The organism is Exiguobacterium sp. s131 (assembly GCF_018617345.1).
Lineage (GTDB): Bacteria > Bacillota > Bacilli > Exiguobacteriales > Exiguobacteriaceae > Exiguobacterium > Exiguobacterium profundum.
In genome coordinates this window covers 179,035-203,876 of the sequence record NZ_JACSJX010000001.1, presented here as the reverse complement: position 1 = coordinate 203,876, position 24,842 = coordinate 179,035, and the positions used below count along the sequence as shown (strand labels likewise).

Below are 24,842 nucleotides of genomic sequence, written 5' to 3'. Positions count from 1 at the left end.
AAATTATGATTCATGTATAGTCTCCGATTTAATCCGGAACCAATATAAACTGATCAACCCGATATTGAAGATCCATGTCATCCCCATCACCCCAAACATCCATCCTCTCGGAATTTGAAATGACAATTCCGCATTGACGGTCTGCCCAACGTACAAACTGTATCCTAACAACCTAATCATTAAGAAGGGTTTTCGCCGTCGTCGCCACCGATGTACGCACACTTGCAGAGAACGAAAAACAACTGAGCAGTCAAATCAATGCGCTCATTCCTGAAAATGAGACGAACATCGCGGCCCTCCTCGAGCAAATGGGGCCGAAAAACAAACAAGGCACGGTCCGAGGACCGTGCCTTCATGTATTATTGGACAACTGGTTCTGGTATCTCGATGGCCTTCAGCGAGCGATCGAGCAATTCGACGACATCGAACGTGCCGACGGTCTCATCGACTTCCTTCGCTTTTGTTCCATCAGATAACATCGTCAAACAGTACGGACATGCCGAACCGATAACAGTCGGTTTCGTCTCAAGCAACTGTTCTGTCCGAGCCACGTTGACACGTGTCCCGACTTTTTCTTCCTGCCACATGAGACCACCACCGGCTCCACAACACATACCGTTTTCACGGTTACGTGTCGCTTCGACGAGTTCAACACCCGGTATGCGTTCTAAGACGAATCGTGGTGCATCGTAAATGCCGTTATAACGACCAAGGTAACAAGAGTCGTGATAGACGACACGTTCGTTCACGTGAAGGTCTGGCTGAATCCGACCTGTGTCAAGTAACTCCGCGAGCAACTCCGTATGATGATACACCTTCACATCAGTCAAACCGAAGTCCGGATACTCATTTTTGAACGTATTGTACGCGTGCGGGTCGACCGTGACGATTTTCGTCACCCCATACTTCTCAAATAGTTTAATGTTCGCTTCGGCGAGTTCTTGGAACAGCAACTCGTTTCCGATTCGGCGTGGTGTATCCCCTGAATTTTTTTCTTCATTTCCGAGAATGGCGAATGAGACGCCCGCTTTGTTCAAGACGCTCGCAAAGCTCTGCGCGACTTTTTGGCTACGGCTATCGTAAGAGCCCATCGCGCCGACCCAGAAGAGATACTCGAATTCCTCGCCTGCTTTTTTCTTCTCTTTCGCCGTCGGGATGACGAGCTCTGTATCCTTACGCCAGTTCTCGCGTTCTTTCCGGTTCATTCCCCACGGGTTTCCTTGACGCTCGATATTGGCGACCGTACGCTGTGCCTCAGGGTCCATCTTCCCTTCCATCATGACGAGGTAACGACGAAGGTCAATGATTTTATCGACGTGTTCGTTCATGACCGGACACTGGTCTTCACAGTTACGGCAAGTCGTACAAGCCCAAATTTCTTCTTCCGTGATGACGTTGCCAATCAACTCGTCTGCGACGAGCATATGGCCGTCTTGCGCAGCTGCTGCGATTTCAGCACCTTGCGTGTTTTGGAACATGAGGGCAGGTGCCCACGGTGATTTTCTCGTGACCGCCGCGCCTTTCATATTCATATGGTCACGAAGTTTGACGATTAAGTCCATCGGCGACAACATCTTCCCAGTTCCTGTTGCCGGACAAACATTCGTACAACGCCCGCACTCGACACAGGCATACAAGTCGACGAGCTGCTTCTGGTTGAAGTCTTCAATCTTGTTGACCCCGAAGACAATCTCTTCATCCGACTCTTCCGCTTCTTCCATCGCTGAAAAATCAACAGGTGCCAAGCGACCGACTTTGTGCGTGCGACCGAGCCATACGTTGAGCGTTCCGGCAATCAAGTGTGCGTGTTTTCCTTGTGGGATGTAGACCATAAAGCTGAGCAAGAATAAAAGGTGCATCCACCAAAAGACGACGAATAAGGCGAAAGCGACAGAGCTCGGTACCCAAGCAAACGCTGAGCCGATGAGTGTCGCGACCGGTTCGCCCCACATTGGAAGCTCTTCTTTATAGACGAGGTAAAACCCGTTCCCGAACAATACGGAAACCATCAACCCGCCGATGAAGATGAGGGCAAGACCTGCTAAAAAGTTTCGTTTCAAGCGCACGAGCTTCTCGACGTAACGACGGTAGAATCCCCAAACGACCGCAACGAGAATCATAAGCATGACGATTTCTTGCATGAACGTAAAGATTGGATAAAACGGACCGAGCGGGATATGCGGGAAACGTGTTCCCACCGCTAGTCCTTTCCAAATAAAATCAATCGCCCCGAATTGGACGAGGATGAAGCCATAAAACATCATGACGTGAATTGCGCCACTCTTCTTATCTTTCAACAATTTCTTTTGACCGAACACGTTGATCATGACCTGTTCGAGTCGTTCTTTGTTCGTTTGGCTCCATTCTGCCTTCTTCCCAAGCTTGATGAACGTATAACGCTGATGAACTAGCGTAGCAAATAAATATACACCATAGCCGAGGACGAGCAAGAATAGAATCCAGTTGACGATTAAAAATGTAGACATCCCCAAAACTCCTCCTTTTGAAAACGGATTCAATCTTGAATTCAGTATATCAAATGATGAATGAACAGTCATTCATTTTTGTGAAGTTCTCATCAGAAGTTTAGAAGATGTTTCAATATGAGCAATAATCCCCCATAGCTGCACACGGCCAATACGAACGTGCGGAAGTGCAAATTTCGGTCGGATGGCAGTTCAAACTTCACGATATTGAGAATCATTGCCCCGGCCACGAAGGCAAAACAGAGCGCTTCGACGTGCGCCGCCAAGTCAATCGAGCGTGAAAAGAACCCACCAAGTAAAATCCCACCACTCAACAAATAGCGTCCTTGTCGCATGTAACGTTCACCATAATGACGATTTAAGTCATGCCCGAGCGCTAAAAAGTGGACACCGAGCGCTGTCGCATAGAAACTTCTCGCAACGAACGTCACCGAGTCGGCTGTCACCACGTACGCCGAGAAGGTCATATAGGCCGTGAGGAGTGTCACCTGTAACCAATACGAAACGGCCCGGTCGACCGCCTCATCTTGAAAGTGAGGGGTACGAACGAACCGCATGGTGCCGTAAAACAACGTGAAACCGATGAGACTGACGATGTAGATTTCTGAAGGTAACGCCAAATTCAACCAATCGACACGAAGCGTGTCCTGGCGTTTGTTCAGGGACGGCAAAAGATACATGAAGAAGTACGTGATGGCGATGCCGCTCGAGAAAGAGAACCATTTTTTCGAAGGAACGGTCTCTTCCCGGAACAAATAGATGCCGAAGAAGTTAATCAGCGCCAAATAGATGATGATCCAGTTCGCCATCTCGTCCTCACCCTTTCAAGTCAATCCAAAACCGCTCGACGATTGTCCCGTCTTCTTCCGTATACGGTGTGTCCGCAATGCCACCATTGTTTAAAATGACTTGACGGGAAGCGATATTTGTCCGGTTACACGTGATGAGTGCCCGCTCGATTCCAAGTTCTTTCACTTTCTCAAGCGCAAGTTGCAGTTGGATTGTGGCGAGTCCACGCCCGCGTGCGCTCGGTTTCACCCCATACCCGACATGCCCGCCAATCTTCAAGAGCGATTCGTTCAGCTCATGACGAATGTTCGTCGCGCCAAAAAGCTCCTCCCCGTCCGTGAGCCAATACGTCGTGCTCGGGACCCAACCTTTCTCTATATGTTCACGTAACTCTTTCTGACGTAACGTGTTGACATATGTCTCGAAGTCGGTCGTTTCACGGTCCACTGAAGTCGGGACGATTCGCTCATCACGTTCGTACCATTCTTGTAAAAATGCGAGAATCTGTTCTTTTTGTTCGACAGATGTTTTGATTAGTCTTAACATCACATTTCCCCCTTTAACCATTTCCATTCGCGTTCTCTGTTTGATTTCCTTGTTCCTTCATCTTAGAGAAGATACCTTCGAAATAAAATGGACGTTCTCGTCGAAGTGTGTCCCCTTTCAGGCATGAAAAAAGTGTCATCCTGTTCAGATGACACCTTTGACATGCTTACTCTTCGAGTCCGAGCCGTTGTGGCATATGTGGCGCGAGTTGTCTCGCTTCTTCCAACCGACCTGCTTCGACGAGCGTATGGAAATGTAAAAACTGTTCATGCGATGCATCACTGATGGCTGCCAAATAATCGACGTACCGATCGTAGACCGCTTTGTCTTCTGACCGCGCCTCAATAAGTGCGATGTACAGGCGAACGGTGTCTTCCCCGTAAAGGAGCGGGAACTCATCGTTCAGTTGAAGCAATTTATCGATTGAATCAACATCGACTCCCTTTTCTTGGTCATAATGCATGATGACTTGCTCAGCATGGTCTTCAAGGCGACCGCGCCACTCTTCATACTCTTCTTCATTCGTTTCGAGCATCTCGAACCAGTCTTCGTTCAACATCTCTTCAATCTTATTTACGCGTTCTGTAAAGTTCATACGCTCTCTCCTCCTTCAAATGTCCATGTGACATGTACTTCGTATATACCCACGTTTTCTTCATTCATGGATAATTCATATACGAACGTACATGACTCTTCAGACACATCGAGTCGCGATGTCGTCGTCGCCATCGTCATCGACATATAGGCATTCTTATATAAGCTTTGCGTGAAGCGACCTTCGATGAAGGAATGGTTCATCTCGATCGGTCCTTTGCAGATGAGCGCCAATCGTTCCGGCGTGTACTTGATTGTCGTCGGGACCGTTCCGTCCTCTTGTTGTTGGTCAAACATTAAAATAAAGCCAGTCTTCAATGGATAGTATACACCGTCAGCCGATAGTTCGATCGGCTCAAGAATGTCACTCATCCGAGTTGTTTGCTGGACACGCACGCGAAGTGGTTCAATCGCCATGCTCATCCCCCTTTCCGTCAACTCATCGTACCATATGTGGTAGGAGTCGTTCTATCGACGGTGCTTCGTTTTCACATAGACGAGATGGTCTACCCACTCATCATTCTCAAAAATAAATCCCTCTCTCGTGCACTCGTACGACATGCCGACACGCTCTACGAGACGAACGGATGCCTCATTGTCGAGATTGATGTGTGCCTCGATCCGTTGAAAATTTAAGTCGTCAAAGGCGATGCGCATCGCTAAATCGACCGCCTCTGTGCCATATCCGTTTTGCCAATGTTGGTTATGGATGGTATACCCGACCCCAATGAAATCCATCTCGCGCCAATGTCGAGAAATCCACCATGCCGAGATGTATCCCATCTTCAAGCCGGAAAATCCCAAAGACATGCGCACGGTCTTCATGTGCGAGTGATTGGTGTATGTCGACTAGCTGACCGAACCAAACGGACGTACAGTCGCTCATGTCTAATTTCCCGGGATCGTACACGTGTTGCGAAATACGACGATTTGTAAATCCACTTAACCACGCGTCATAATCTTGTTTCTCTAACGGTCGTACGATGATTCGATTCGTTTTTCGTTGATGAGTAAATCGGTTCAATCTCTCAGGTCCCCTTCCTATTGCTTTTATACAGTCAGAAAAACTTCTTCCAATTCCCTTCCGAAATCACATCGACCTTCCCATCCTTCACGCGAATCGCCGTCTCGTCGTCAATCGCATAGGCCGGTGCCTGTAGCGCTTCCGCCCAATCTGCTGCATGACGTGACGTGTTCCCCGGTAACATGTCATGGTCGAGATGTGGAAAGATCGAGAAGTCGACAAACCCTAACGTCTCATCGCTCTGCTCATCGGATGCGCGCCATCCGACAAACTCCTCGCCGATTCGTGGTGTCATCACCATGCTACCTGCACTCAATCCAACGTAGACGCCTTTCCAAGACGGGAGCAGCGAGGCTACCCCGGACTGTTTCATCCAATGGTAGAGAAAGAGCGGATCGCCCCCATTCACCAATAATACGTCTGCCTTATCAAACGCCGGTCTCCACACCGACTCATCGATACTCGGGAGTGCGCTCAGTTCGAGCACCCCAACCGACTTCCAGCCCAACTCACACATCGGCGTCGAGAAATCTCCGTTGAAAAAGTTCCATGCGTGTTTCGTTCCCCCGTTCAACGCATAAATGGCTGTTGGGATACAGAGTGCATTACACTCTTCAATCGGCTTGTCTAATAACTCGAGAAGTGCTCGTTTGATGCTTTCGTTCTTAATACCTGCTGACGTTAATAACAGTTTCATTTACGTTTCCTCCTTCTCATCTCCCTATAAGGAGTTCGCATGAGTCGCCGTTATCCCCTTTTTCCAACAAAAAAGGCCGTAGACGAATTTTCGTCCACGACCTTGAAGTTCTGAAACATTAGCTAATTTTATACACGCGACCTTCGAACGGTTTCAAGTGAAGGAGCGATGATTCCGCATCGCCTTCAACCGGCATGTTGCTCAAGACGACATCTTGCGCACGAAGTGTCTGATCCATATCAAACATCGTCTCTTTCGCCGTCAAGTTCGTGACGACGAGGTACTGCGTGTCACCGAGCGTACGCGTATACGCATAGACTTCCGGGTGTTCCGGCAAGACGACATCATACGCCCCGTAAACAAACGTCTCATTATCTTTACGAAGTTGAATCATCTCTTTATAGAAGTTAAAGATTGAGTCCTCATCTTTAAGCTGTGATTCGACGTTGATATCCGTATAGTTCGGGTTGATGCCGACCCATGGCTGCTCTGCGAACGTGAATCCGGCGTTCGGGGCATCACTCCACTGCATCGGTGTACGCGTGTTGTCGCGTGACGAGTTCCACGTGATGCGCATCATCTCGTCATGACTCTTCCCTTGTTCGACACCGATATAGTAGCGGTTGCGTGTCGCGATGTCATCATATTGATCGATCGAATCGAATTTGACGTTCGTCATCCCGATCTCTTGACCTTGATAGATAAACGGCGTCCCTTGCATGAGGAAGTACATCATCGCAATCGACTTCGCGCTTTCTTTCCAGTAACGCTCATCGTCTCCCCATTTCGAGACCGTACGCGTCTGGTCATGGTTTTCGACGTAAAGGGCGTTCCATCCATCGGCCTCAAGTCCTTTTTGCCATTTCGTCAACACGTTCTTCAAGTGAACGACATCGAGTTTCGAATCGACATCTTCACTCCAAAGGTCCATGTGTTCGAATTGGAAGACCATGTTCATCTTCCCTTCCTTTTCACCGACCCATAGATGGGCATCGTCAGGTGAGACGCCGTTCGCTTCACCGACCGTCATGATGTCATGTTTATTGAACGTCTCGTCACGAAGCTCTTCTAAATAGTCGTGAATTCCGTCCACGTTCATGTGCATCTCGAACGACGGTACAAAGTCGAGGTCGTTCGGGTTTGGCAAGTCGGCGAACGTCGGGTTCTTGCGAATATGGCTGATTGCATCGACACGGAATCCGTCGATCCCTTTTTCGAGCCACCAGTTGATCATATCGTATACCGCTGTACGCATCTCAGGATTTTCCCAATTGAGGTCCGGCTGTTTCTTCGAGAAGACATGCAAGTAGTATTGCTCCGTCGTTTCATCGAATTCCCAAGCCGAGCCACCAAAGATCGATTCCCAGTTATTCGGCTTCGACCCGTCCGGTTTTCCGTCGCGCCAGATATACCAGTCGCGCTTCGGATTGTCTTTTGAGCTCTTCGATTCAATGAACCAAGGGTGCTCATCCGACGTATGGTTGACGACGAGGTCGAGCAACAGCTTCATACCGCGCTGATGCACTTCGTCCAATAAGCGGTCGAAGTCTTCCATCGTACCGAACTCATCCATGATATCTTGATAGTCACTAATGTCATAACCGTTATCATCGTTTGGCGATTTATACATCGGGCAAATCCAGATAACATCAATACCGAGGTCTTTCAAATAGTCGAGCTTATCAATGATTCCTTGAATGTCTCCAATTCCGTCCCCATTCGCGTCATAAAAGCTACGAGGATAAATTTGATAGGCGACGGCTTCTTTCCACCAGTTGCGTTTAAGCGTTTGTGTTTGTTGTTCTCGTTGTAAAAGTTGCATGTGATCTAGATACTCCTTATCCCAAAACTCACTGCTCATCATTTATACTTATCTTATTCGTGCTGTGAACTTTATATCATTAGCGCAATCGTTTGCACGATGCAATAAATTTATCTTACCAAAAAACATTCGATGATACAAAGATGTTTCATCAGCATACTCAACGTGTACCCTACACGATTTTGAAAAGAAATGAAAGCGAGGTGCTTCATCATGTTTCGATTTGCCACAATGGAGGATTTTTCAGCAGTCGATCAATTGATTTTAAAGAAAGCAAAAGAGTTCCAAGTAGCCGGAAAGTCGCAATGGGTCAAATATTTAGAGCCGAGTCGTTCCGACTATGTCCGTCACGATTTGACGAACGGGACGGTGTTTGTTTACGAACGAGATCAGCAAGTCGTCGGTGCCGTCAGCCTGATTCCTCCGACTGACTGGGACCATAATCTATGGGACGACCCGGACGGTGCCGTCTACTTGCATCGACTCGTCACGGACTCGAGTGCAAAAGGTGAACGCATCGGGGAACGTTTGATGCAGCATGCCTTAGCAAACACGTCTTCGACCATTCGATTGGACTGTGTTGCCGATAACGCCTTCTTAAATAACTACTATCCTCGGTTCGGTTTCCACTATATCGGCGAACGAAATGGATTCTCACTGTTTGAAAAAAAAGGCTTGACCTTAACGTGACGTCAACCTTTACGCTTTGACTAAGGAGGTGAAGGGATGTATTCGATTCAACAACTTGCGTCACTCGCTGGAACGACAACGCGAACGCTTCGACATTATGACGCAATCGGTCTTCTCATTGCGAACCGTGACGCCAACGGCTATCGGCGTTATTCTTCGCGCGATGCGGAACGGTTGCAACTCATCTTACTCTATCGCACGCTCGATGTTCCTCTCGATCAAATCGGAGAATTGCTTGATTCAACGACGTTCAACCGGATTGATGTGTTGAGTGGACATATCGAGGCGTTGCGACAGAAAGCAGCCTATTTCGCTCAGCTTGCCGAGACGGCAGAAGCGACCCTCACCTCACTCAAAGGAGGGATTCCAATGGATGACAAGTCATTATTTGATGGATTATCTTATGAGGAGATTCAAGCTCACGAGGCGAAACATCAAGAGGAAGTGCAGGAACGTTGGGGAGAGACTTCAGCTTACAAGACAGCACAAGAACGTGCGCAGAAGCGATCGAAAGCGGACTGGGAACGCATCAATCAAATGCAACTCGATTTGATTGCGCCACTCGTTGATTTATTTCGTTCACAAATCGCAATCGATGACGACCGAGTTCAATCGATTGTGAAAGACAATCATCTGTTCATCGACACACACTTTTACGACTGTTCACTCGATATGTTCAGTGGACTCGGACAGATGTATGTGACGGATGAACGATTCACCGCATTTTATGATCGCTTCGAGCCGGGGCTCGCTGCGTATTATAACGAGGCCATCCAATACTATTGTATCGCGAACAGTTAAGTCCAAGCCTCAGGCTTGGACTTTTTTTCGTCGCTCGGTGTCTTCTTGCGGTCCTATTTGAAGATGTTTTTGTAACATCGGCAGACTCGTCGCCAAATAAATATAAGGGAATGTCGAGAAGTTGTCCGTTCCACCTGTATAGATTACTTCACTCGTTAGTGGGGTCCATCCTTTCTTCGTCCACTGGCAAAGTCGAACTTCTTTTCTCGATGTGTGGTTATGGAATCCCCAATATGCTTCTCGTTGTCCCACTGCCATCGATGGGGTGATGTTTAAGATGGGACAGTTCATTTCTTGTAACAATCGTTCGTTCATTTCCGCAACTTCGTACATGATGATGACGTCCGGTTGCAGGTGTCGAATCGTATGTCCCGCTTTTTTATCTTGTAAGGAAACGACACGCGTCATACGCTGTTCCGGAATCGAATCGTCACAGAAAGCATACCGCGACTGCAACTCCGCGATTCGTTCTCGACTGAACCTCCGCATTATGGGAGTCAGGAAGGAAATGTACGATTGTGTCAGAAGTTCTTTCCACGTGTTGACATGAGTCGGTGTCGGACCATCTTCCATGATCACATGTGTGACGCCTAAATCCCGTATCGCTTGATAGACAAGTGTTGAACTCCAGTGGTCGCCCGTGCAGAGTACAACTCGCATTTTCTCATCTCCCTCCACTTTGGTTTGCGGTTTGACGCATCTCTCGGACCGCCACATCAAATGAACCAAACATTTGTTGAATGTCTTTTAATGTCGGACGATTTCCCTTTTCTTTTTGCCACACTTCATAACCCCATGGCGAGAGAGCGGTCAAATGTTCATCTGCCTCGTGTAGCGCGTCCATCATTTGCTTCTCCGTGAACAACTCTCGCGTTGAGATGCCAATCTCGTCTAACGCTTGGGACCAAGACCCGAAACGCCTCACCACTTTCGTGATACTCGGACGTTGGTTCTGCTTGGCCCATTTGGCATAAGCGGTCGACGTCAATGGATGAAGCTCTTCATTGGCATCAAGTAACGATTGGATGATTTCACATTTTTGATCGAACGAGATGATACTCTTCAAATTCGCCTCAATCAGTGCCACTTTCCACGATCCGAACTGAATGACGACCTCTGTCAACGTCGGTGCATCATTGGTCATGGCCCACTTTCGATAATCGGCACTATTGAATGAATCATGCTCTTTCGCCGCTTCACGAAGCATTTGAATCATTTCCTTCTTTGTGAACCGTGGCGTTTGCTGTTCCAACCCAGCCAAACGCAGTACATTCGACCATGATCCGTACATTTCCAATAATTCCACCACGGTTGCCCCGCCGTGAATCTTTTGCCATTTCTGATACATGTAGATGGTGAGGCGACCGTCCGAAGAAGCCTCTTGTAAGTGATCAATCAGTTGTTGCTTTCCCATGTCGCCTCCCCCTTACGTGATTGACGTATCGGTTCATCCCACTTCACGGCTACTAATTTGTGCGAACAGGTGAAGTTGACGACTTAAAATTTTCGTTTCATCAAATTTTTCTTCGACCACTTCGCGACCACGTTGCCCGAATGAATAACACTGTTCAGGATGTTCAATGAACCAACGCATCGCCAAGGTCAGTGCCTCAGGTCGACCGACGGGAACGAGAAATCCGGTTTCCCCATCCGTGACTTCTTCTCGACAGCCACGGATATCGGTAGCGATGACAGGTAATCCGGACGCCATGGCTTCAAGAATAGAGCGTGGCAATCCTTCACGATAAGAGGGAAGTAAAAAGACGTCGTGTTCTGCAAATAAAGAGGGGGTATCCCGAACGAATCCGGCGTAATGAATCTGTGGATTTTGGGCTAAATGCGCCTCGACTTGTTTCGCCGTCTCTTGATCACGTTCACTCGTCATCAACTCTCCAGCAATCGTCAACGTCGCGTTCGGATAGCGTTTCGTCAGTTCATCGAACGCCTGAAGTAAATCTAGGATTCCTTTTTCTTGAACGAGCCTTCCGACAAACAAGAACTTTAAATGTTCTGGGGAAATGTGTTTCTCTGTTGGATAAAATCGATTTAAATCAATCCCGTTTCCGAGATGCATCAATCGTTCGTCCTCTTTGAAATGTCTTGTTTTAGCGAGTGAGTAATCTTCCTCGCTTTGGAGCAACAACCAATCGGTCGCTAATGCCGCGAGTGATTTCTCTAACCAGAAGACGAGTTCGTATGCAATTCGACCCATTCGTTCGTGGAAGTAAAATCCATGTGCGGTATAGAGAATATGTGGTGTCCTGGCAATGCGGGCCGCAACTCTTCCTAACGCTGCGGCCACCGGGGTGTGGACGTGGATGGCATCATATTTTTCACGACGCAATAACCTCACCAACTCTTGAATGGTCTGTAGATTACGCTTCGGGCTAAACTTTCGATCGATTGGAAACGTATGAATGACCCAGCCTTCGTCCCGAAGACGATCCGTCCGATCACCGTAAGCGCACGCGACGTCAACTTCGTGCCCTTCCGCCTTGAGCGACTCAATGAGAGGACGTAGCAACACATCCGCTGTCATATCGACGGCGCAGAACTGGAGGATTTTTAAAGGCGCCATAAGTGCACCTCCTCCGGCTTCATCGCACGATCGAGCATGCCTTTCAAGTCAATGACGATACCACGGCCTAACTTCAGCTGGCGTTTCGCAATCGTCCATCCTTCTTGAACGAATTCATCGTGAGACACGGCATAGATGACGACGTCCGCTGGTTTTAAGTCACAGTATGATTTGACGTCGATTCCATACTCTCGTCGTACCTCTTCCGGATCGACGAGCGGGTCACACACTTGCACTTCTAAGCCGAACTCCTCGACCTCTCGAATCAAGGAAGCCACTTTCGAATTTCGGATATCACTGACGTTCTCTTTGAAGGACATCCCGAGGACCGTTACGCGCGATCCGAGAATGGCCATGTTTTGACTAATCATCGTTTTTATCAATGATGTGGCGACGAAACGTCCCATCGTCTCGTTGATTCGACGACCTGCTAAAATCACTTCCGGATGATAACCGAGCATTTCAGACTTCATCGTCAAATAGAATGGGTCGACGCCGATACAATGTCCACCGACTAGACCTGGCCGGAAGTTTAGGAAGTTCCATTTCGTCCCGGCAGCCTCTAACACCTCGAGCGTATCGATGTTCATGCGATCGAAGATGATGGCCAATTCATTCATCAACGCGATGTTCAAATCTCGCTGTGTATTCTCGATCACTTTGGCCGCCTCAGCCACTTTAATCGAGGAAGCGCGATGAACCCCGGCATCGACTACCGTCTCATAAACAGCCGCTACCACATCGAGTGTTTCTTCATCCTCGGCAGCTACGACTTTTTTGATTGTGCGGAATGTATGCTCACGGTCGCCCGGATTGATTCGTTCTGGAGAGTAGCCGACTTTAAAATCAATCCCAGCCCGGAGACCCGATGTTTTTTCAAGTAATGGGATACACTCTTCCTCTGTCAGTCCCGGATAGACCGTAGATTCGTATACGACAATCGTGCCCGGTCGCAAATGCGCTCCAACAGCACGAGTCGCGCTACAAATTGGTCCTAGATCTGGTTGATTTTGGTCATTGATGGGTGTCGGCACAGCCACGATAATGAAATCCGCCTCTTCAAGTTTGGCGACATCCGTCGTATATAAGACCGCTGCTTGCTCAAGGTCTACTGATTCAACTTCTCGCGTGCTGTCGAGATGAAGGGTAAGCTCATTGATACGCGTTTCATTGATGTCTACTCCGATGACGTCTCCTACGCCACCTAGCGCAACAGCGACAGGGAGTCCGACATATCCTAATCCGACTACAGCTACGTGACGATTGGCAATGGTTTTTCGTGTTGTACGTGATTCTGAGATGAGTTTATCCATGTCCATCTGCCTCCTGAGATTCGGAATTATGCGGTTTTATCAATCACAATGACTTTTCCATTCGGTCCCCGAGGAATTGATTGCACGGGGGTCAACGTAATCACGACCTCTTTACCGAACAGTAGTTCAAGCTCGCTCCTCATAATCTCTTCATGTTCTGGCTTGAAGCGTTCAAGATCCGGGACATATTTTAGTTCGATATGATACAAATCATGTTGTCGATACTGCGTTTGGATAACCGAGTTGGGTAATACTCGGACAACGGTCGTCAAATCCCCTTCATAGATTTTTTGTTTGTTTGGAGTGAGTACATAATTGCTTTCGCGTCCCTCAATGGAAGTGACGAATGTTCCTCCCTGTCCACAAGCACATGTCCCCTCTCCAATTTTCATCCGATCGCCAATCCGGTAACGAACGAGCGGTGTCCCATGGGTCGTAAAGCTCGTCACTAAAATTTCCTCGTGATCCCCATACGACTCGATCACGCCTGTTTCGTGGTGGAGATGCATATTGCCATGAGTACATTCCGTTAAAATCGGTGCCCCTTCAGAAGACGCGTACTGATCAAAGACCGGGGCGCCAAACGCCTCTTCTAAGATGGCTCTTCCTTGAGGCGTAATCGTTTCGGCAGTCGGAAAAATAGCCAGTAATTGAAATTCAAGTGGAACCTGATTTTCTTTGATGTATTTCGCGATTTCAATCATGGCAGACGGTGCACTGTCTAATACGACTGGCTTGAATCGATTTAATGCGTCGATGTAATGAGGGATGGTCTGAGGATTGACATGATAGAGCGAGAATAGCAGTTGATTGAGCGGTCGATTGTAGCGCCAAAATACAGGTTTTTCTTGATTTGGATTACAAATTTTCCGTCCTGTGAAACTCGCTCGTTTCATTCCTCTGACAAACCCGTGTTGCGCTTTGAAAAAGTCGACGTGGGCCATACGTCTTTGATAGTCTTCTTTCGTAAAATGAACTTGTAGGGACGTCCCTGTCGTTCCACCGGTTCGTCCAAGAATATCTGTTTTGATGTTAGAATGGATGTCCGGATTTTTCCGAACTGTTTCTTTTTCGAGGATCGGGATGCGCTTCAACTCTTCCATCGATTGAAGGGGAAGAACAATCTCATTTTCTTCAAACAGTTTTTGATAATATGCATTGTGCGTCGCACAGAATTCAAGAAACGCATTGAGTCGCTTCAACTGATCGGCTGCGACAAGTACCCCATCTTTTGGACGATTGGCTAAAATGACTAACTCACGCTCATATGTGCGTCCGTACCGTTCTTGCCATAGTTTCATTCCATACAATGTCGTCATCCATTGTTGTAATCGAATCGGTGATCTCATGTATAAATCACGAAGCGCAAACCCTGCCATGGTGTAGTCTCCTCTCGCTAAGTGTAGAGTCGTTTCACGACTCGGACTTTTCCGTTCTTTTCTTTCTTGATGCTTTTCACATCTCGTAGAAGAACTTTCATCCGTGAAGTAAACAGTCGCTCGACTTCTTTTTGGAGCGCGACTTCATGTTCAGGCTCAAATCGTGCTTCATCCTTCACGTACAGCATCTCAATTTCGTCTATTTTGTGTTGCAACACTTGAATCTGAATAATAGAGTTTGGCAGCACGCCAACCGCTGCGGTCAAATCTCCTTCAAACACCTTATAGCCTTCCGGCGTCTCAACATAGTTCATTTGACGACCATCGATTGACTCGATAATGGTGTCCTGTCGTCCACATGGACACATCGCTTCACTGATGGTCATCCGATCGCCAATGCGGTAGCGAATCAGCGGTGTTCCGTGCGTCGTGAAACTGGTGACGAGTGCCTCTCCAAACTCATCCGTCTCGATGATTCCCATCTCAGGGCGTAAGTGCATCTTCCCGCACTCACACTCCGTAACGATAGGAGCCCCTTCCGAAGAAGCATATTGATCGTAAACCGGCGCTTGGAACATCTCTTCTAACAACAAGCGTCCGGATGGTGTGAGCGTCTCCGAGGTCGGAAATAAAGCCACCGGTCGGAACGATAACGTCTTTTGATGGGTTTTCAAATATTTTGCGATTTCAATCATATCGGAAGGTGAACCGTCGAGTGCGGCCGGTTGAAATTCGTTCAACGAATCGATGTAGTGTGGAATCGTCGTCGGATTCGAATGCACGACCGAGTAGAGCATTTGCTTCATCGGGGCATTGTACCGCCAATACACCGCATTCTTTTGATTACCTGGACAAATCATCCGTCCTGTAAAACTAGCTCGCTTCATCCCACGGCGAAAACCATGTTGTTCTTTAAAAAAATCGAGATGCGCCATTCGCATTTGATAATCGTATTCGGTGAAACGAACCTGAATCGATTTACCCGTCGTCCCGCCCGTCATGCCGATGATCGGGGCATGAAGGTTAGAAAAGATGGTCTCATCCGTTCGAAGCGTCTCTTTCTCCAAAGGGGGAATCCGCTTAAAGTCTTCTAAGCTCTTTAAGGGTAAGGTAACCCCGTGTTTTTTGAAGAGTCGCTGATAGTACACGTTGTGTTGATTACAAAACTGTAGAAACTGGTTCAAGTGATTGAGTTTTGCATCAGGTGACGCTTCATTTGGAGCACGTCTCAGTCGCTCCAATTCCTGCTCATAATACTGACCGTATCGCTCCCGATATAACTTGATTCCATATAAGGAAACCAGCCAATTTTGGAGGCGAATCGGTGAGTGTGCATAAATCCGATCCTGTAAAATCCCCATTACTCGATGCCCTCCTTCAACACTTGATGATAGGCGATGTACCAGTCGATAAACGCGTTTACGCCATCGCGAATCGACGTCTGTGGTTGAAAGTCAATCGATTCATATAAAGAGGAGGAATCGGCAAAACTCGCGGGTACATCTCCCGCCTGAAGTGGTAACAAGCGGAGGATGGCCTTTTTCCCGACTCGCTCTTCGATCGTCCGAATAAAGTCCATCAAGGATACCGGTTGCTGATTTCCAATGTTATAGACACGAAACGGAACGTCACTCCGGTCAGGTAGAGGATGTTCATAGTCAAACTCCTCATCTGCCAACGGTGCGATATCCATAAGTCGGACAATCGACTCGATGATGTCGTCGATGTATGTGAAATCTCGTTCCATCTCACCGTAGTTGTATACATCGATTGGTTCGCCTTTTAAAATCGCCTCCGTAAATTTGTAAAGTGCCATATCGGGACGCCCCCATGGCCCATAGACGCTAAAGAATCGCAACCCCGTCGTTTTTAGACCGAACAAATGGCTGTACGTATGAGCCATCAACTCATTCGCCTTCTTCGAAGCCGCATACAAGGATAGCGGATGATCGACCGGGTGTTGTTCGGAAAATGGCATCGCCTGATTTGATCCGTAAACCGAGCTAGATGAGGCATAAATCAACTGTTCTACTGGATAGAAACGACAAGCCTCCAAGATGTTCAGGAAACCAACGATATTGGATTGAATATAAGCATCTGGATTTTCTAGACTGTAGCGTACACCGGCCTGAGCCGCCAAATTGACCACGATTTGAGGTTGGGTTTTTTCAAAGACACGCGTGATCGCCATCTTATTTTCTAGGGCATCACGATAGAGTTTGAAACGAGGATGCGTCAACACATGAAGTCTTGATTCTTTTAATTTCGGGTCGTAATAGTCATTGACCACATCGATCCCGATGACATGATGTCCTTCTTTTAGCAACCGTCGAGCTAGATGAAAACCAATGAACCCGGCCACTCCGGTCACGAGAACTGTTTTTTTCATAACGACTTCCTCCTTTGCGTTGACTCGTTGACTCGCATCCGTACCGGTTCGATTTGTGGCGCAAAAATACTTTCCATCACTTCTTCTGGCAGTTCGTTGTTTGCGACAAACAACAAGAAAGAAGTGAGTCCATTCGATTGATCGAGTAGATATTCAATCGTTTTCAAAATCGGATCAACCGATTTAAAGGGTCTTGTACAACCGACGAAAATCTTTTCATATACTTGATTCGTATGTTCGCTCGTTGCGAGCAGTTCTTCGAACAGCTTCTCACCAGGACGAATGCCACTGAAATGAATCGGGATTTGTTCGAGGGTGAAACCGCTCAGTGTAATCATCCGTTTCGCCAAGTCCACGATTTTGACGGGATTTCCCATATCTAGTACGAACACTTCGCCGCCGTTTGCGCGTACGCTCGCTTGAATGACGAGGCGACTCGCTTCCGGGATGGTCATAAAGTATCGGGTCATCTCTGGATGCGTCACCGTAATCGGTCCGCCCCGTTGAATTTGTTCTTTAAAGAGCGGAACGACGGAGCCACGACTTCCTAAGACGTTGCCGAAACGAACGACCGAGAATGTCGTTTCGCTATGTCGCGCCTGCTGTTGGACAATCATTTCTGCTACTCGTTTCGTGGCACCCATCACGTTCGTCGGATTGACCGCCTTATCCGTAGAGATCATGACGAACCGCTTCACTTCAAAGAAATCGGCGGCTTCGACCATATTCTTCGTTCCGTAAATATTGTTTTTCACTGCCTCTCTCGGATTGTCTTCCATGAGCGGAACGTGCTTGTGAGCTGCCGCATGATAGACAACGTCCGGTCGATACTGATCAAACACTTCCATCACCCGCGCCCGGTCTTGGACGTCACCGATGACGGGACAAATCTCTGTATCAGACCCGAGTAAGCGGAGTTCGCGATCGATTGCATATATGCTATTCTCGCCATGTCCAAACAGGATGAGTTTGCCAGGATTGAATTTCATCAATTGACGGCAAAGCTCTGAACCAATCGAGCCTCCTGCACCGGAGATGAAAATGGTTAATCCACTCAACGTTTGAGAAATCTCCGAAACATCGAGCTGAACCGGTTCACGGCCGAGCAAATCTTCGATGGCCACTTCTCGAATCTCATTTAATGAGACTTTTCCGGATGCGAGTTCCGCAAGCATTGGCAGTGCATGGGATTCGACGCCTGTCTTCTCAATTCGTTTCAAAAGTTGTACTCGATTTCCGTATGGAAGAGAAGGAATGGCCAACACGACCACTTCGATATTCAGCTCTTCAATTTTGCGTTCTAATAAATCGATTGAACCGATGACCGGTGTCCCGTGAATGTAGAGACGGTGAAGCAATGGATTATCATCCAACACCCCGACCACATGCAGCACATTCGTTCGATGCTCTTTCAGTTCTTTAATGATTTTTTGACCCGATTCCCCACCACCGATAACCAAGGTAGCTTTTCCATTCGACACCGGTGCGTGAAATTGGAAAAATGATCGTGTCCTAGCGACGAGTCGGATAAATAACATGCCGTTAAATGCGAGTAAGCTTTGAATAAAAATCGCTTGATAGGAAAAGCCATCCAATAATACGTATGATGCGAATAAGACGAACGTGTCACTCATGACCAACACAATCGCCAGTAGTTGCAGCTCACGCATCGATCCATATCGCCAGTCGATTCGGTATACCCGAGTCACCCATCCTAAAATGAGAAGAACGAGCGTCTTCAATCCGAGAATCGTGATCAAATCTAGCGGGTCAGACGTTACCGTCGGATCATTCACAAAGAATAGGTCAAACGTCACAAAAATCGCGAGTCCTGCAATCGTGATATCGAGTAACATCAAGAGCGCATTTTTTCGATCAATGGGAGACCGAACAGTTGGAGTACTCATCCTTTCACCACCTTCCATCCCAATCAGCTTCAAGTTGATGCTAGATAAGTACCCGTTCAAGATTCACAATTCAAAAGAAAAGAATAGCTTTTTGATACGAATGACATTTCGTCATGAAACGGTTTAACAAATGTGTAATGAGTTTTTACTTTCTTTTGTGAATATTTTTAATTTATATGGGTATTATGGGAAGTAGAAGGTAGGACATTTGGATTATTTTCACTTTAAAATTTTGTTTATGTCGCAATATCCCAAAGTAGTCAATCCATTCAGCTCCCTTCCTTCTCACTCGTCACTGGACACATGTTCGAGCTTTCCTTCAGGACCACCATTGTTTAACCACACCATGACCTTTGAAGCCACGACTTGCTTCTGAAAAGGAGAGACATCACGATGAAACGATGGACAGAGCAACAGATCCTCTCATGCCTAAGACAAGCAGCGAATGAACTTGAAGAATTTGACACAAAACAGTACACACTATGGGCCCGAAACAAAGACGTTCCTTCCCTATCGACCGTGATTTACAAATTTGGTTCTTGGCGGGAAGCCGTTCAAGCGGCGGAGATTAAGATGTTGTATCGCTATTATTCAGATGAAGACATTTTGACGGCACTGATTGAGGCTTCGGAAGAACTTGAGCTCTTCACGAGCCAAACGTATCGTGCCTGGGCAAAAATCTCTCAAGCCCCTTCTTTGACGCTCATCAGTAGTCGGTTCGGTTCGTGGTCGAATGCGTTACGCGAAGCCAAGCTTCAAACGACGACGGTACGGAACAATGAAGAACGGATCATTCAAGCCTTGATTGAAGCCTCTGAAAAGCTAGAGCGCCTCACGTCCCAACATTACGCCGTATGGGCACAAGAAAAAGGCTATCCGACGGTAGCGACAATCGCTCGCAAATACGGATCATGGAGCTATGCGCTTTTTGTCTTGGATATCGCTCCTCCGAAACGTAAATGGGATGAGGAAGATGTCATTGATGCCTTGCAGTTAGCCAAAACAGAGCTACCACATTTTAGTATCCTCCACTACCGGAAATGGGCCGAAGGTCGAAACGTCCCGAGCACATCGACGATCAATGCTTTGTTCGGAAGCTGGACGGCCGCGTTAAAATGTATGGAGGAGCAAAAAGTAAAACAGTAATCCATACAGTTGAACTCATACAAAAAGCGCCAACTCTTTCCGAGTCGACGCTTTTTCATGTGACGATGGCAATGTATAGCGGGATTCCAACTAACAAATTGAACGGGAACGTCACAGCAAGCGAAAGGGTTAAATAAAACGATGGTTTCGCTTCCGGGACCGAGGCTTGCAACATGGCGGGAGCGGCGATATACGATCCACTCGCTGCGAGTGTCATCAAGAGAATCGTTCCGCCGTCAGATAAATTGGCGATTCCCGCTGCAATAAAGCCGACAAGTGCTCCGACTAACGGAAACACCATCCCCATCATCACAAATTTCAGTCCATATGACGGGACCGTTTTCAATTGCTGTCCGACTTTTACCCCTAGACCTAATAAGAAAAGGAGTAACACGCCCGGGAACAAGTCGACGAAAAATGGTTTGAGCGGTGTGGCGTCTGGTGTCACCAGTCCAACAATCAGACCTGCAAACATCAAGAGAATACTTTTCGAGAACAAACTCTCCCGCAACACCGATAGAGAGTTCGCCTTCCCTGACGTAGCCGTGATTCCCATCACGTGTGTCTGATTATACAGTAGTAACGCCACAATCAGGCCGGGAATTTCAAGGACGACGACTAGTGTTGTCATGAACGGCTCGTACGCAATCCCGAGACGCTCGAGCTGTGTCGATGCTGCTACATAGGTGACGAGTGACACCGAGCCGAACGTCGCAGCCATGGCAATTCGCTCAGGGAATGAGAATTTGAACATTCCTCCGACATAGAATGCGAGAAGCGGTAGCAAAATCCCAATCAACAGCGTCACGGTCAGCGGTAATGCGATGTCTTCAAAAGATACCGAGGCGAGTCCCATACCTCCCTTCAGTCCGATAGCAAGCAGTAAGTAAATATTGAGCGTCGTACTCAATGAATCCGGGATCTTTAAGTTTGATTTTCCGACTGCGGCGATAACGCCCGTCACAAACAGTAGTACCGGGGCGCTCGTCAATAAAAATAAAAACAATTCCATACATCTTCCTCCTTGGCGACAAAAAAGCGCACACCTAAAGAAGGCGTGCGCTGTATGCCGACGGCTCGAATAATCGCTCCGTCAGGCCGACAACTGTCGGTTTATTGAATTGGTCAGTAGCTCCGTAACAAGATTTCGAAAGCACGCTTCATCTTGACTCGTCCAGTCGATTCTCTATACGTCTCTGCCTTTCATTTTAAGAAGGTAGCGTTTCATTGTCAATCGGTTTGATCCCAAGGGGCATCTAGTCGGAACACGATGAGACGCTCCCCTGTTTTCGTACTGATGTCCGTATGGAGCGAGACAATCGAACGACCGAGTACTTGTCCGACAATCGTTTCGAGTTGACTCCGCCCTGATTCGACGAGATTGTTGCGATATTTCTTCAATTGCTCGCGACCTGACGACTTAGTAGCCAAGTCATACTCGGCCGGCGTCAACACGCCTTGGAGTGTGACGATGGCGAGGTCTCGAAGCAGGTCTGCCTTACACGTCAATGACCCGCGACCCAAATATTCTTTTTCCCATTGGGTAATCCGAGCGCTCAGTTCCATTTCCAGCTGACCCTTTTTCCGCATTTACTTCACGAATCCAATCATCATCTCACGAAGAATCTTAGCTGCTGCGATGGCTGTCATGTCTGACTGATCGTATGCCGGTGACACTTCGACAAGGTCGGCACCGATGATGTCGAGGTCTGCGTTCGCAATCGCATGTACCGCTTCGAGCAATTCTTTCGTTGAGATGCCACCGATTTCTTGCGTCCCTGTCCCTGGTGCCGCTGACGGATCGAGGACGTCGATGTCGATCGTGACATATACTTTTTTACCAGCGAGTGTCGGCAAGACGCGCTTGAGTGGTTCAATCACTTCAAACTGATGCATGTTGTAGCCGACTTCACGTGCCCACTCAAACTCTTCTTTCATCCCTGAACGGATTCCGAACGAGTAACAGTTCGATGGTCCAATCAAGTTTGCCGCTTTTTTGAGCGGAGTCGAGTGTGAGAGCGGCTCGCCTTCATACTCATCGCGAAGGTCCGTGTGCGCATCCAAGTGGAGGATGACGAAGTCGTTGCCGTACACGTCGTGCATCGCTTTGATGATCGGCCATGTGACAAGGTGTTCGCCGCCCATACCGAGTGGGAACTTACCTGCTTTGACGACATCTTTGACGAACGCCTCAATCATATCGAGCGACTTCGGTGCGTTCCCGAATGGAAGCGGGATATCGCCTGCATCGTACACCGCGGCATCAGCCAAGTCGCCGTCTAAATATGGGCTGTACTCCTCAAGTCCAATCGATACTTCACGAATCCGGTTTGGACCGAAACGCGAACCTGGACGGAAGCTGACTGTCCAGTCCATCGGCATCCCGTAAAGAACCGTCTTCGCCTCTGTCACCTCTGGGAGGCTGGCGATAAACACTTTACCTGAGTAGGCTTCATCGAAACGCTTAATCATTTTGTTAAGTCCTCCACAAATTTCGGAAGAACGAACGCTGCATTGTGAAGCTTCGGCGTATAGTACTTCGTTTCGATGTCATGGAACCGCTCCGCTGATACTTGTTCCGGATCATATTTCTTCGAACCGATCGTGAACGTCCACATGCCGCTCGGGTACGTCGGTACATTCGCTGTGTACAATTTCGTGATTGGGAAGATTTCCTTCACGTCACGTTGAACCGTTTGGATCAGTTCTGGTGTGAACCATGGGTTATCCGTTTGAGCCACAAAGATGCCATCCTCTTTGAGCGCTTTTGAAATTCCTGCATAGAACCCTTTTGTGAAGAGGTTGGCTGCTGGTCCGACCGGTTCAGTCGAGTCGACCATGATGACGTCGTACTCGTTTTCTGACTTCGCGATATGCATGAATCCGTCACCGACGATGACTTCAACACGCGGGTTGTCGAGCTCACCCGCAATATTTGGTAAGTATTTCTTCGAATATTCAATAACTTTCCCGTCGATATCTACGAGAACCGCTTTTTCTACTGATGGGTGTTTCATAATTTCACGGATGACACCGCCGTCTCCCCCACCGACTACGAGCACATGCTTCGGATTCGGGTGTGTAAAGAGTGGGACGTGTGCGACCATCTCGTGATAGACGAATTCGTCCTTATCCGTCGTCATGACCATCCCGTCAAGTAACAACATCGTTCCGAACTCGTCCGTTTCGACCATCTCTAGTCGTTGAAACTCCGTTTGTTCGCTCTCATAAACGTGGTTTACACGGAACGTAATCCCGTAATCTTCTGTTTGGTGCTCCGTAAACCATAATTTTAATTTTTGGTCCATCGATAGAACCCCTTTCTGTTCAAAAAGTTGTTCGTATGCGAGTGGCGTTTTGAGGCGCTTCTTAATCATACGATAGGAAGTATACAAAACCTGTACCCATTTTGCACGATTTTTTTGCGGGATCGGTCTTGAATGTGAGTTTTTTGTGATACGTTGCCGATATACTGATTGAACCAATTCTGAATCGAAAGGTGGAATAGTATGTGGTCACCCTGTGCTGCTTGTAACACAACCATTCCTTTGATTGCTCAAGGAACACTCGTCACGAAATTCAAGGAATACTCTTACAAAACGTTTGAAGAACTCGATACGCTCCTTCTGCATGCGGAAGGAACGGTTTACTGTGTCGATTATAACTCGAAAAGTCAGACGCCTCCGCTCGAGGTCGAAGCACTAAAAGATCAGCTTGCGCATCGGCACATCATTGAACAGATTCAGCACGGCACGTTCGAGAGTCACCTCCAACCGATCATCTTCCTCGATTCAACGGAAACGTTCGGATATGAAGCGCTCCTCCGCAGTAGCGCCAACATTTCACCTGGTGACCTATTCCGGACGGCAAACCGTTTCGGTCTCCATTCGAAACTCGATCAACGTGCCCGCGCGGAAGCAATCAAAGCAACGTTTGAAGCCGTCGCCCCTCAGCAAAAGACGTTCATCAACTTCTTACCTTCGACCATTTATAACCCGGACTATTGTCTCCAGCACACGTTTGACATCATTGACCGATATGACCTCAGCCCAGACCGCTTTATCTTTGAAGTCGTGGAGACGGAGAAGGTACATGACGTCGATCATCTCCAACACGTATTTTCGACATATAAAAAGCGGGGGATGAAAGTTGCATTAGACGATGTCGGGGCAGGCTTCTCGACAATCGATATGTTGAAGCGACTTGAACCGGACTATGTCAAAATTGACCGTTCCTATATCTCGTTTTGTGATGAAGACGCTGAAAAACGCGCTTTCCTCAAACAAGTGCGTGCGTTAACCCATTCGATGGGCATCACCCTTCTTGCTGAAGGGATAGAACGTATGGAAGAAGCAGATGTCTGTCGTGAGCTCGGATTCGATTTAGCGCAAGGATATTTCTTCGGAAAACCGGCTCCTGCCAATCAATACAAGATTGAAATCACATAAGTCATCACGTTCAAAAGCACAGGAATCGACTTCGTCGACATCCGGTGCTTTTCTTTCATTCATGCGCCAACAACACCTTGATTTTAGATATGAAAAAAAGGGTAAGAGATGAATAGTTATGGACTCTCTCGAAAGGAGGAACGGTTGTACGCGAATATGTACTTCTTCGTTCGTTATCCCGACGAAATCAATGCTGTTTTGAACAGCGTGTACTAAAAAACGAGGGGGGATTC

General features: G+C 47.7%; 25 protein-coding genes. 4 read left to right on the top strand and 21 right to left on the bottom strand.

The genetic code is table 11. The features are described from left to right. Window positions 1-359: 359 nt before the first annotated feature. The 9 genes from KNO69_RS01160 to KNO69_RS01125 all read right to left on the bottom strand — a co-directional run bounded on the left by KNO69_RS01160 (window position 360) and on the right by KNO69_RS01125 (window position 7,958). Window positions 360-2,486, bottom strand: coding sequence for a (Fe-S)-binding protein (locus KNO69_RS01160; protein ID WP_214815434.1), 2,127 nt, complete (start codon window positions 2,484-2,486; stop codon window positions 360-362). A gap of 92 nt (window positions 2,487-2,578) precedes the next feature. Next, window positions 2,579-3,295 carry a hypothetical protein gene (locus tag KNO69_RS01155; protein ID WP_214815432.1) on the bottom strand — a complete coding sequence of 239 codons (717 nt, stop codon included), beginning with the start codon at window positions 3,293-3,295 and terminating at the stop codon, window positions 2,579-2,581. Between the two features lie 7 nt (window positions 3,296-3,302). Beyond that, window positions 3,303-3,821, bottom strand: a complete 519-nt coding sequence (locus KNO69_RS01150; protein WP_214815430.1) for a GNAT family N-acetyltransferase — start codon at window positions 3,819-3,821, stop codon at window positions 3,303-3,305. 166 nt (window positions 3,822-3,987) lie between these two features. Beyond that, on the bottom strand, window positions 3,988-4,416 hold the full coding sequence (locus KNO69_RS01145; RefSeq protein WP_214815428.1) for a hypothetical protein: 429 nt from the start codon (window positions 4,414-4,416) through the stop codon (window positions 3,988-3,990). Beyond that, window positions 4,413-4,832, bottom strand: coding sequence for a YwiB family protein (locus KNO69_RS01140; RefSeq protein ID WP_074035651.1), 420 nt, complete (start codon window positions 4,830-4,832; stop codon window positions 4,413-4,415). The genes KNO69_RS01145 and KNO69_RS01140 overlap by 4 nt, the downstream gene beginning before the upstream one ends. Window positions 4,833-4,883: 51 nt before the next feature. Next, entirely contained in the window at window positions 4,884-5,225 is a 342-nt protein-coding gene (locus KNO69_RS15430; RefSeq protein WP_353047472.1) for a GNAT family N-acetyltransferase, read from the bottom strand. Further along, window positions 5,119-5,439 carry a GNAT family N-acetyltransferase gene (locus tag KNO69_RS15425; protein ID WP_353047471.1) on the bottom strand — a complete coding sequence of 107 codons (321 nt, stop codon included), beginning with the start codon at window positions 5,437-5,439 and terminating at the stop codon, window positions 5,119-5,121. The genes KNO69_RS15430 and KNO69_RS15425 overlap by 107 nt, the downstream gene beginning before the upstream one ends. A gap of 34 nt (window positions 5,440-5,473) precedes the next feature. Next, window positions 5,474-6,136, bottom strand: a complete 663-nt coding sequence (locus KNO69_RS01130; protein WP_214815426.1) for a Type 1 glutamine amidotransferase-like domain-containing protein — start codon at window positions 6,134-6,136, stop codon at window positions 5,474-5,476. 118 nt (window positions 6,137-6,254) lie between these two features. Continuing rightward, complete coding sequence (locus KNO69_RS01125; protein WP_214687582.1) at window positions 6,255-7,958, bottom strand: glycoside hydrolase family 13 protein; 1,704 nt, start codon at window positions 7,956-7,958, stop codon at window positions 6,255-6,257. A 213-nt stretch (window positions 7,959-8,171) separates the two neighbouring features. On the opposite strand from KNO69_RS01125, the gene KNO69_RS01120 reads away from it, so the two are divergent. Then, on the top strand, window positions 8,172-8,648 hold the full coding sequence (locus KNO69_RS01120) for a GNAT family N-acetyltransferase (protein ID WP_214815424.1): 477 nt from the start codon (window positions 8,172-8,174) through the stop codon (window positions 8,646-8,648). A gap of 36 nt (window positions 8,649-8,684) precedes the next feature. Beyond that, window positions 8,685-9,449: a MerR family transcriptional regulator gene (locus tag KNO69_RS01115; RefSeq protein WP_196431288.1), complete on the top strand. Its 765-nt coding sequence runs from the start codon at window positions 8,685-8,687 to the stop codon at window positions 9,447-9,449. Between the two features lie 9 nt (window positions 9,450-9,458). On the opposite strand, the gene KNO69_RS01110 is transcribed toward KNO69_RS01115, so the two are convergent. From KNO69_RS01110 to KNO69_RS01075, 8 genes are read right to left on the bottom strand one after another with little or no spacing between them, the layout of a single operon-like run. Next, window positions 9,459-10,109 carry a hypothetical protein gene (locus KNO69_RS01110; protein ID WP_214815422.1) on the bottom strand — a complete coding sequence of 217 codons (651 nt, stop codon included), beginning with the start codon at window positions 10,107-10,109 and terminating at the stop codon, window positions 9,459-9,461. Between the two features lie 4 nt (window positions 10,110-10,113). Further along, window positions 10,114-10,863: a hypothetical protein gene (locus KNO69_RS01105; RefSeq protein ID WP_078147699.1), complete on the bottom strand. Its 750-nt coding sequence runs from the start codon at window positions 10,861-10,863 to the stop codon at window positions 10,114-10,116. Window positions 10,864-10,896: 33 nt separating this feature from the next. Continuing rightward, window positions 10,897-12,027, bottom strand: coding sequence for a glycosyltransferase family 4 protein (locus KNO69_RS01100; protein WP_214815420.1), 1,131 nt, complete (start codon window positions 12,025-12,027; stop codon window positions 10,897-10,899). Beyond that, the gene (locus KNO69_RS01095; protein WP_196431291.1) at window positions 12,015-13,340 is read right to left on the bottom strand and encodes a nucleotide sugar dehydrogenase; all 1,326 of its coding nucleotides are present in this window, start codon (window positions 13,338-13,340) and stop codon (window positions 12,015-12,017) included. The genes KNO69_RS01100 and KNO69_RS01095 overlap by 13 nt, the downstream gene beginning before the upstream one ends. Window positions 13,341-13,366: 26 nt before the next feature. Next, on the bottom strand, window positions 13,367-14,719 hold the full coding sequence (locus KNO69_RS01090; protein ID WP_214815418.1) for a phenylacetate--CoA ligase family protein: 1,353 nt from the start codon (window positions 14,717-14,719) through the stop codon (window positions 13,367-13,369). A gap of 17 nt (window positions 14,720-14,736) precedes the next feature. Continuing rightward, entirely contained in the window at window positions 14,737-16,080 is a 1,344-nt protein-coding gene (locus tag KNO69_RS01085; RefSeq protein WP_214815416.1) for a phenylacetate--CoA ligase family protein, read from the bottom strand. Next, entirely contained in the window at window positions 16,080-17,108 is a 1,029-nt protein-coding gene (locus tag KNO69_RS01080; RefSeq protein ID WP_214815415.1) for an NAD-dependent epimerase, read from the bottom strand. The genes KNO69_RS01085 and KNO69_RS01080 overlap by 1 nt, the downstream gene beginning before the upstream one ends. Further along, on the bottom strand, window positions 17,105-19,015 hold the full coding sequence (locus tag KNO69_RS01075) for a polysaccharide biosynthesis protein (protein WP_214815413.1): 1,911 nt from the start codon (window positions 19,013-19,015) through the stop codon (window positions 17,105-17,107). The genes KNO69_RS01080 and KNO69_RS01075 overlap by 4 nt, the downstream gene beginning before the upstream one ends. A gap of 393 nt (window positions 19,016-19,408) precedes the next feature. Here KNO69_RS01075 and KNO69_RS01070 point away from each other — a divergent pair, with 393 nt between their 5' ends. Next, on the top strand, window positions 19,409-20,161 hold the full coding sequence (locus tag KNO69_RS01070) for a homing endonuclease associated repeat-containing protein (RefSeq protein ID WP_012727425.1): 753 nt from the start codon (window positions 19,409-19,411) through the stop codon (window positions 20,159-20,161). 55 nt (window positions 20,162-20,216) lie between these two features. Here the strand turns inward: KNO69_RS01070 and KNO69_RS01065 are convergent, their stop codons facing one another. The 4 genes from KNO69_RS01065 to speE all read right to left on the bottom strand — a co-directional run bounded on the left by KNO69_RS01065 (window position 20,217) and on the right by speE (window position 23,469). Beyond that, entirely contained in the window at window positions 20,217-21,173 is a 957-nt protein-coding gene (locus KNO69_RS01065) for a sodium-dependent bicarbonate transport family permease (RefSeq protein WP_214815411.1), read from the bottom strand. A 218-nt stretch (window positions 21,174-21,391) separates the two neighbouring features. Continuing rightward, on the bottom strand, window positions 21,392-21,751 hold the full coding sequence (locus tag KNO69_RS01060) for a Na-translocating system protein MpsC family protein (RefSeq protein WP_031422162.1): 360 nt from the start codon (window positions 21,749-21,751) through the stop codon (window positions 21,392-21,394). Next, window positions 21,752-22,633 (bottom strand): agmatinase, encoded by an 882-nt coding sequence (speB, locus tag KNO69_RS01055; RefSeq protein WP_012727428.1) that lies wholly within the window; start codon window positions 22,631-22,633, stop codon window positions 21,752-21,754. Further along, window positions 22,630-23,469, bottom strand: a complete 840-nt coding sequence (gene speE, locus KNO69_RS01050; RefSeq protein ID WP_012727429.1) for a polyamine aminopropyltransferase — start codon at window positions 23,467-23,469, stop codon at window positions 22,630-22,632. The genes speB and speE overlap by 4 nt, the downstream gene beginning before the upstream one ends. A gap of 201 nt (window positions 23,470-23,670) precedes the next feature. Between speE and KNO69_RS01045 the strand changes: the two genes are divergently transcribed. Further along, window positions 23,671-24,609: an EAL domain-containing protein gene (locus KNO69_RS01045; RefSeq protein WP_214810841.1), complete on the top strand. Its 939-nt coding sequence runs from the start codon at window positions 23,671-23,673 to the stop codon at window positions 24,607-24,609. Window positions 24,610-24,842: the final 233 nt, after the last annotated feature.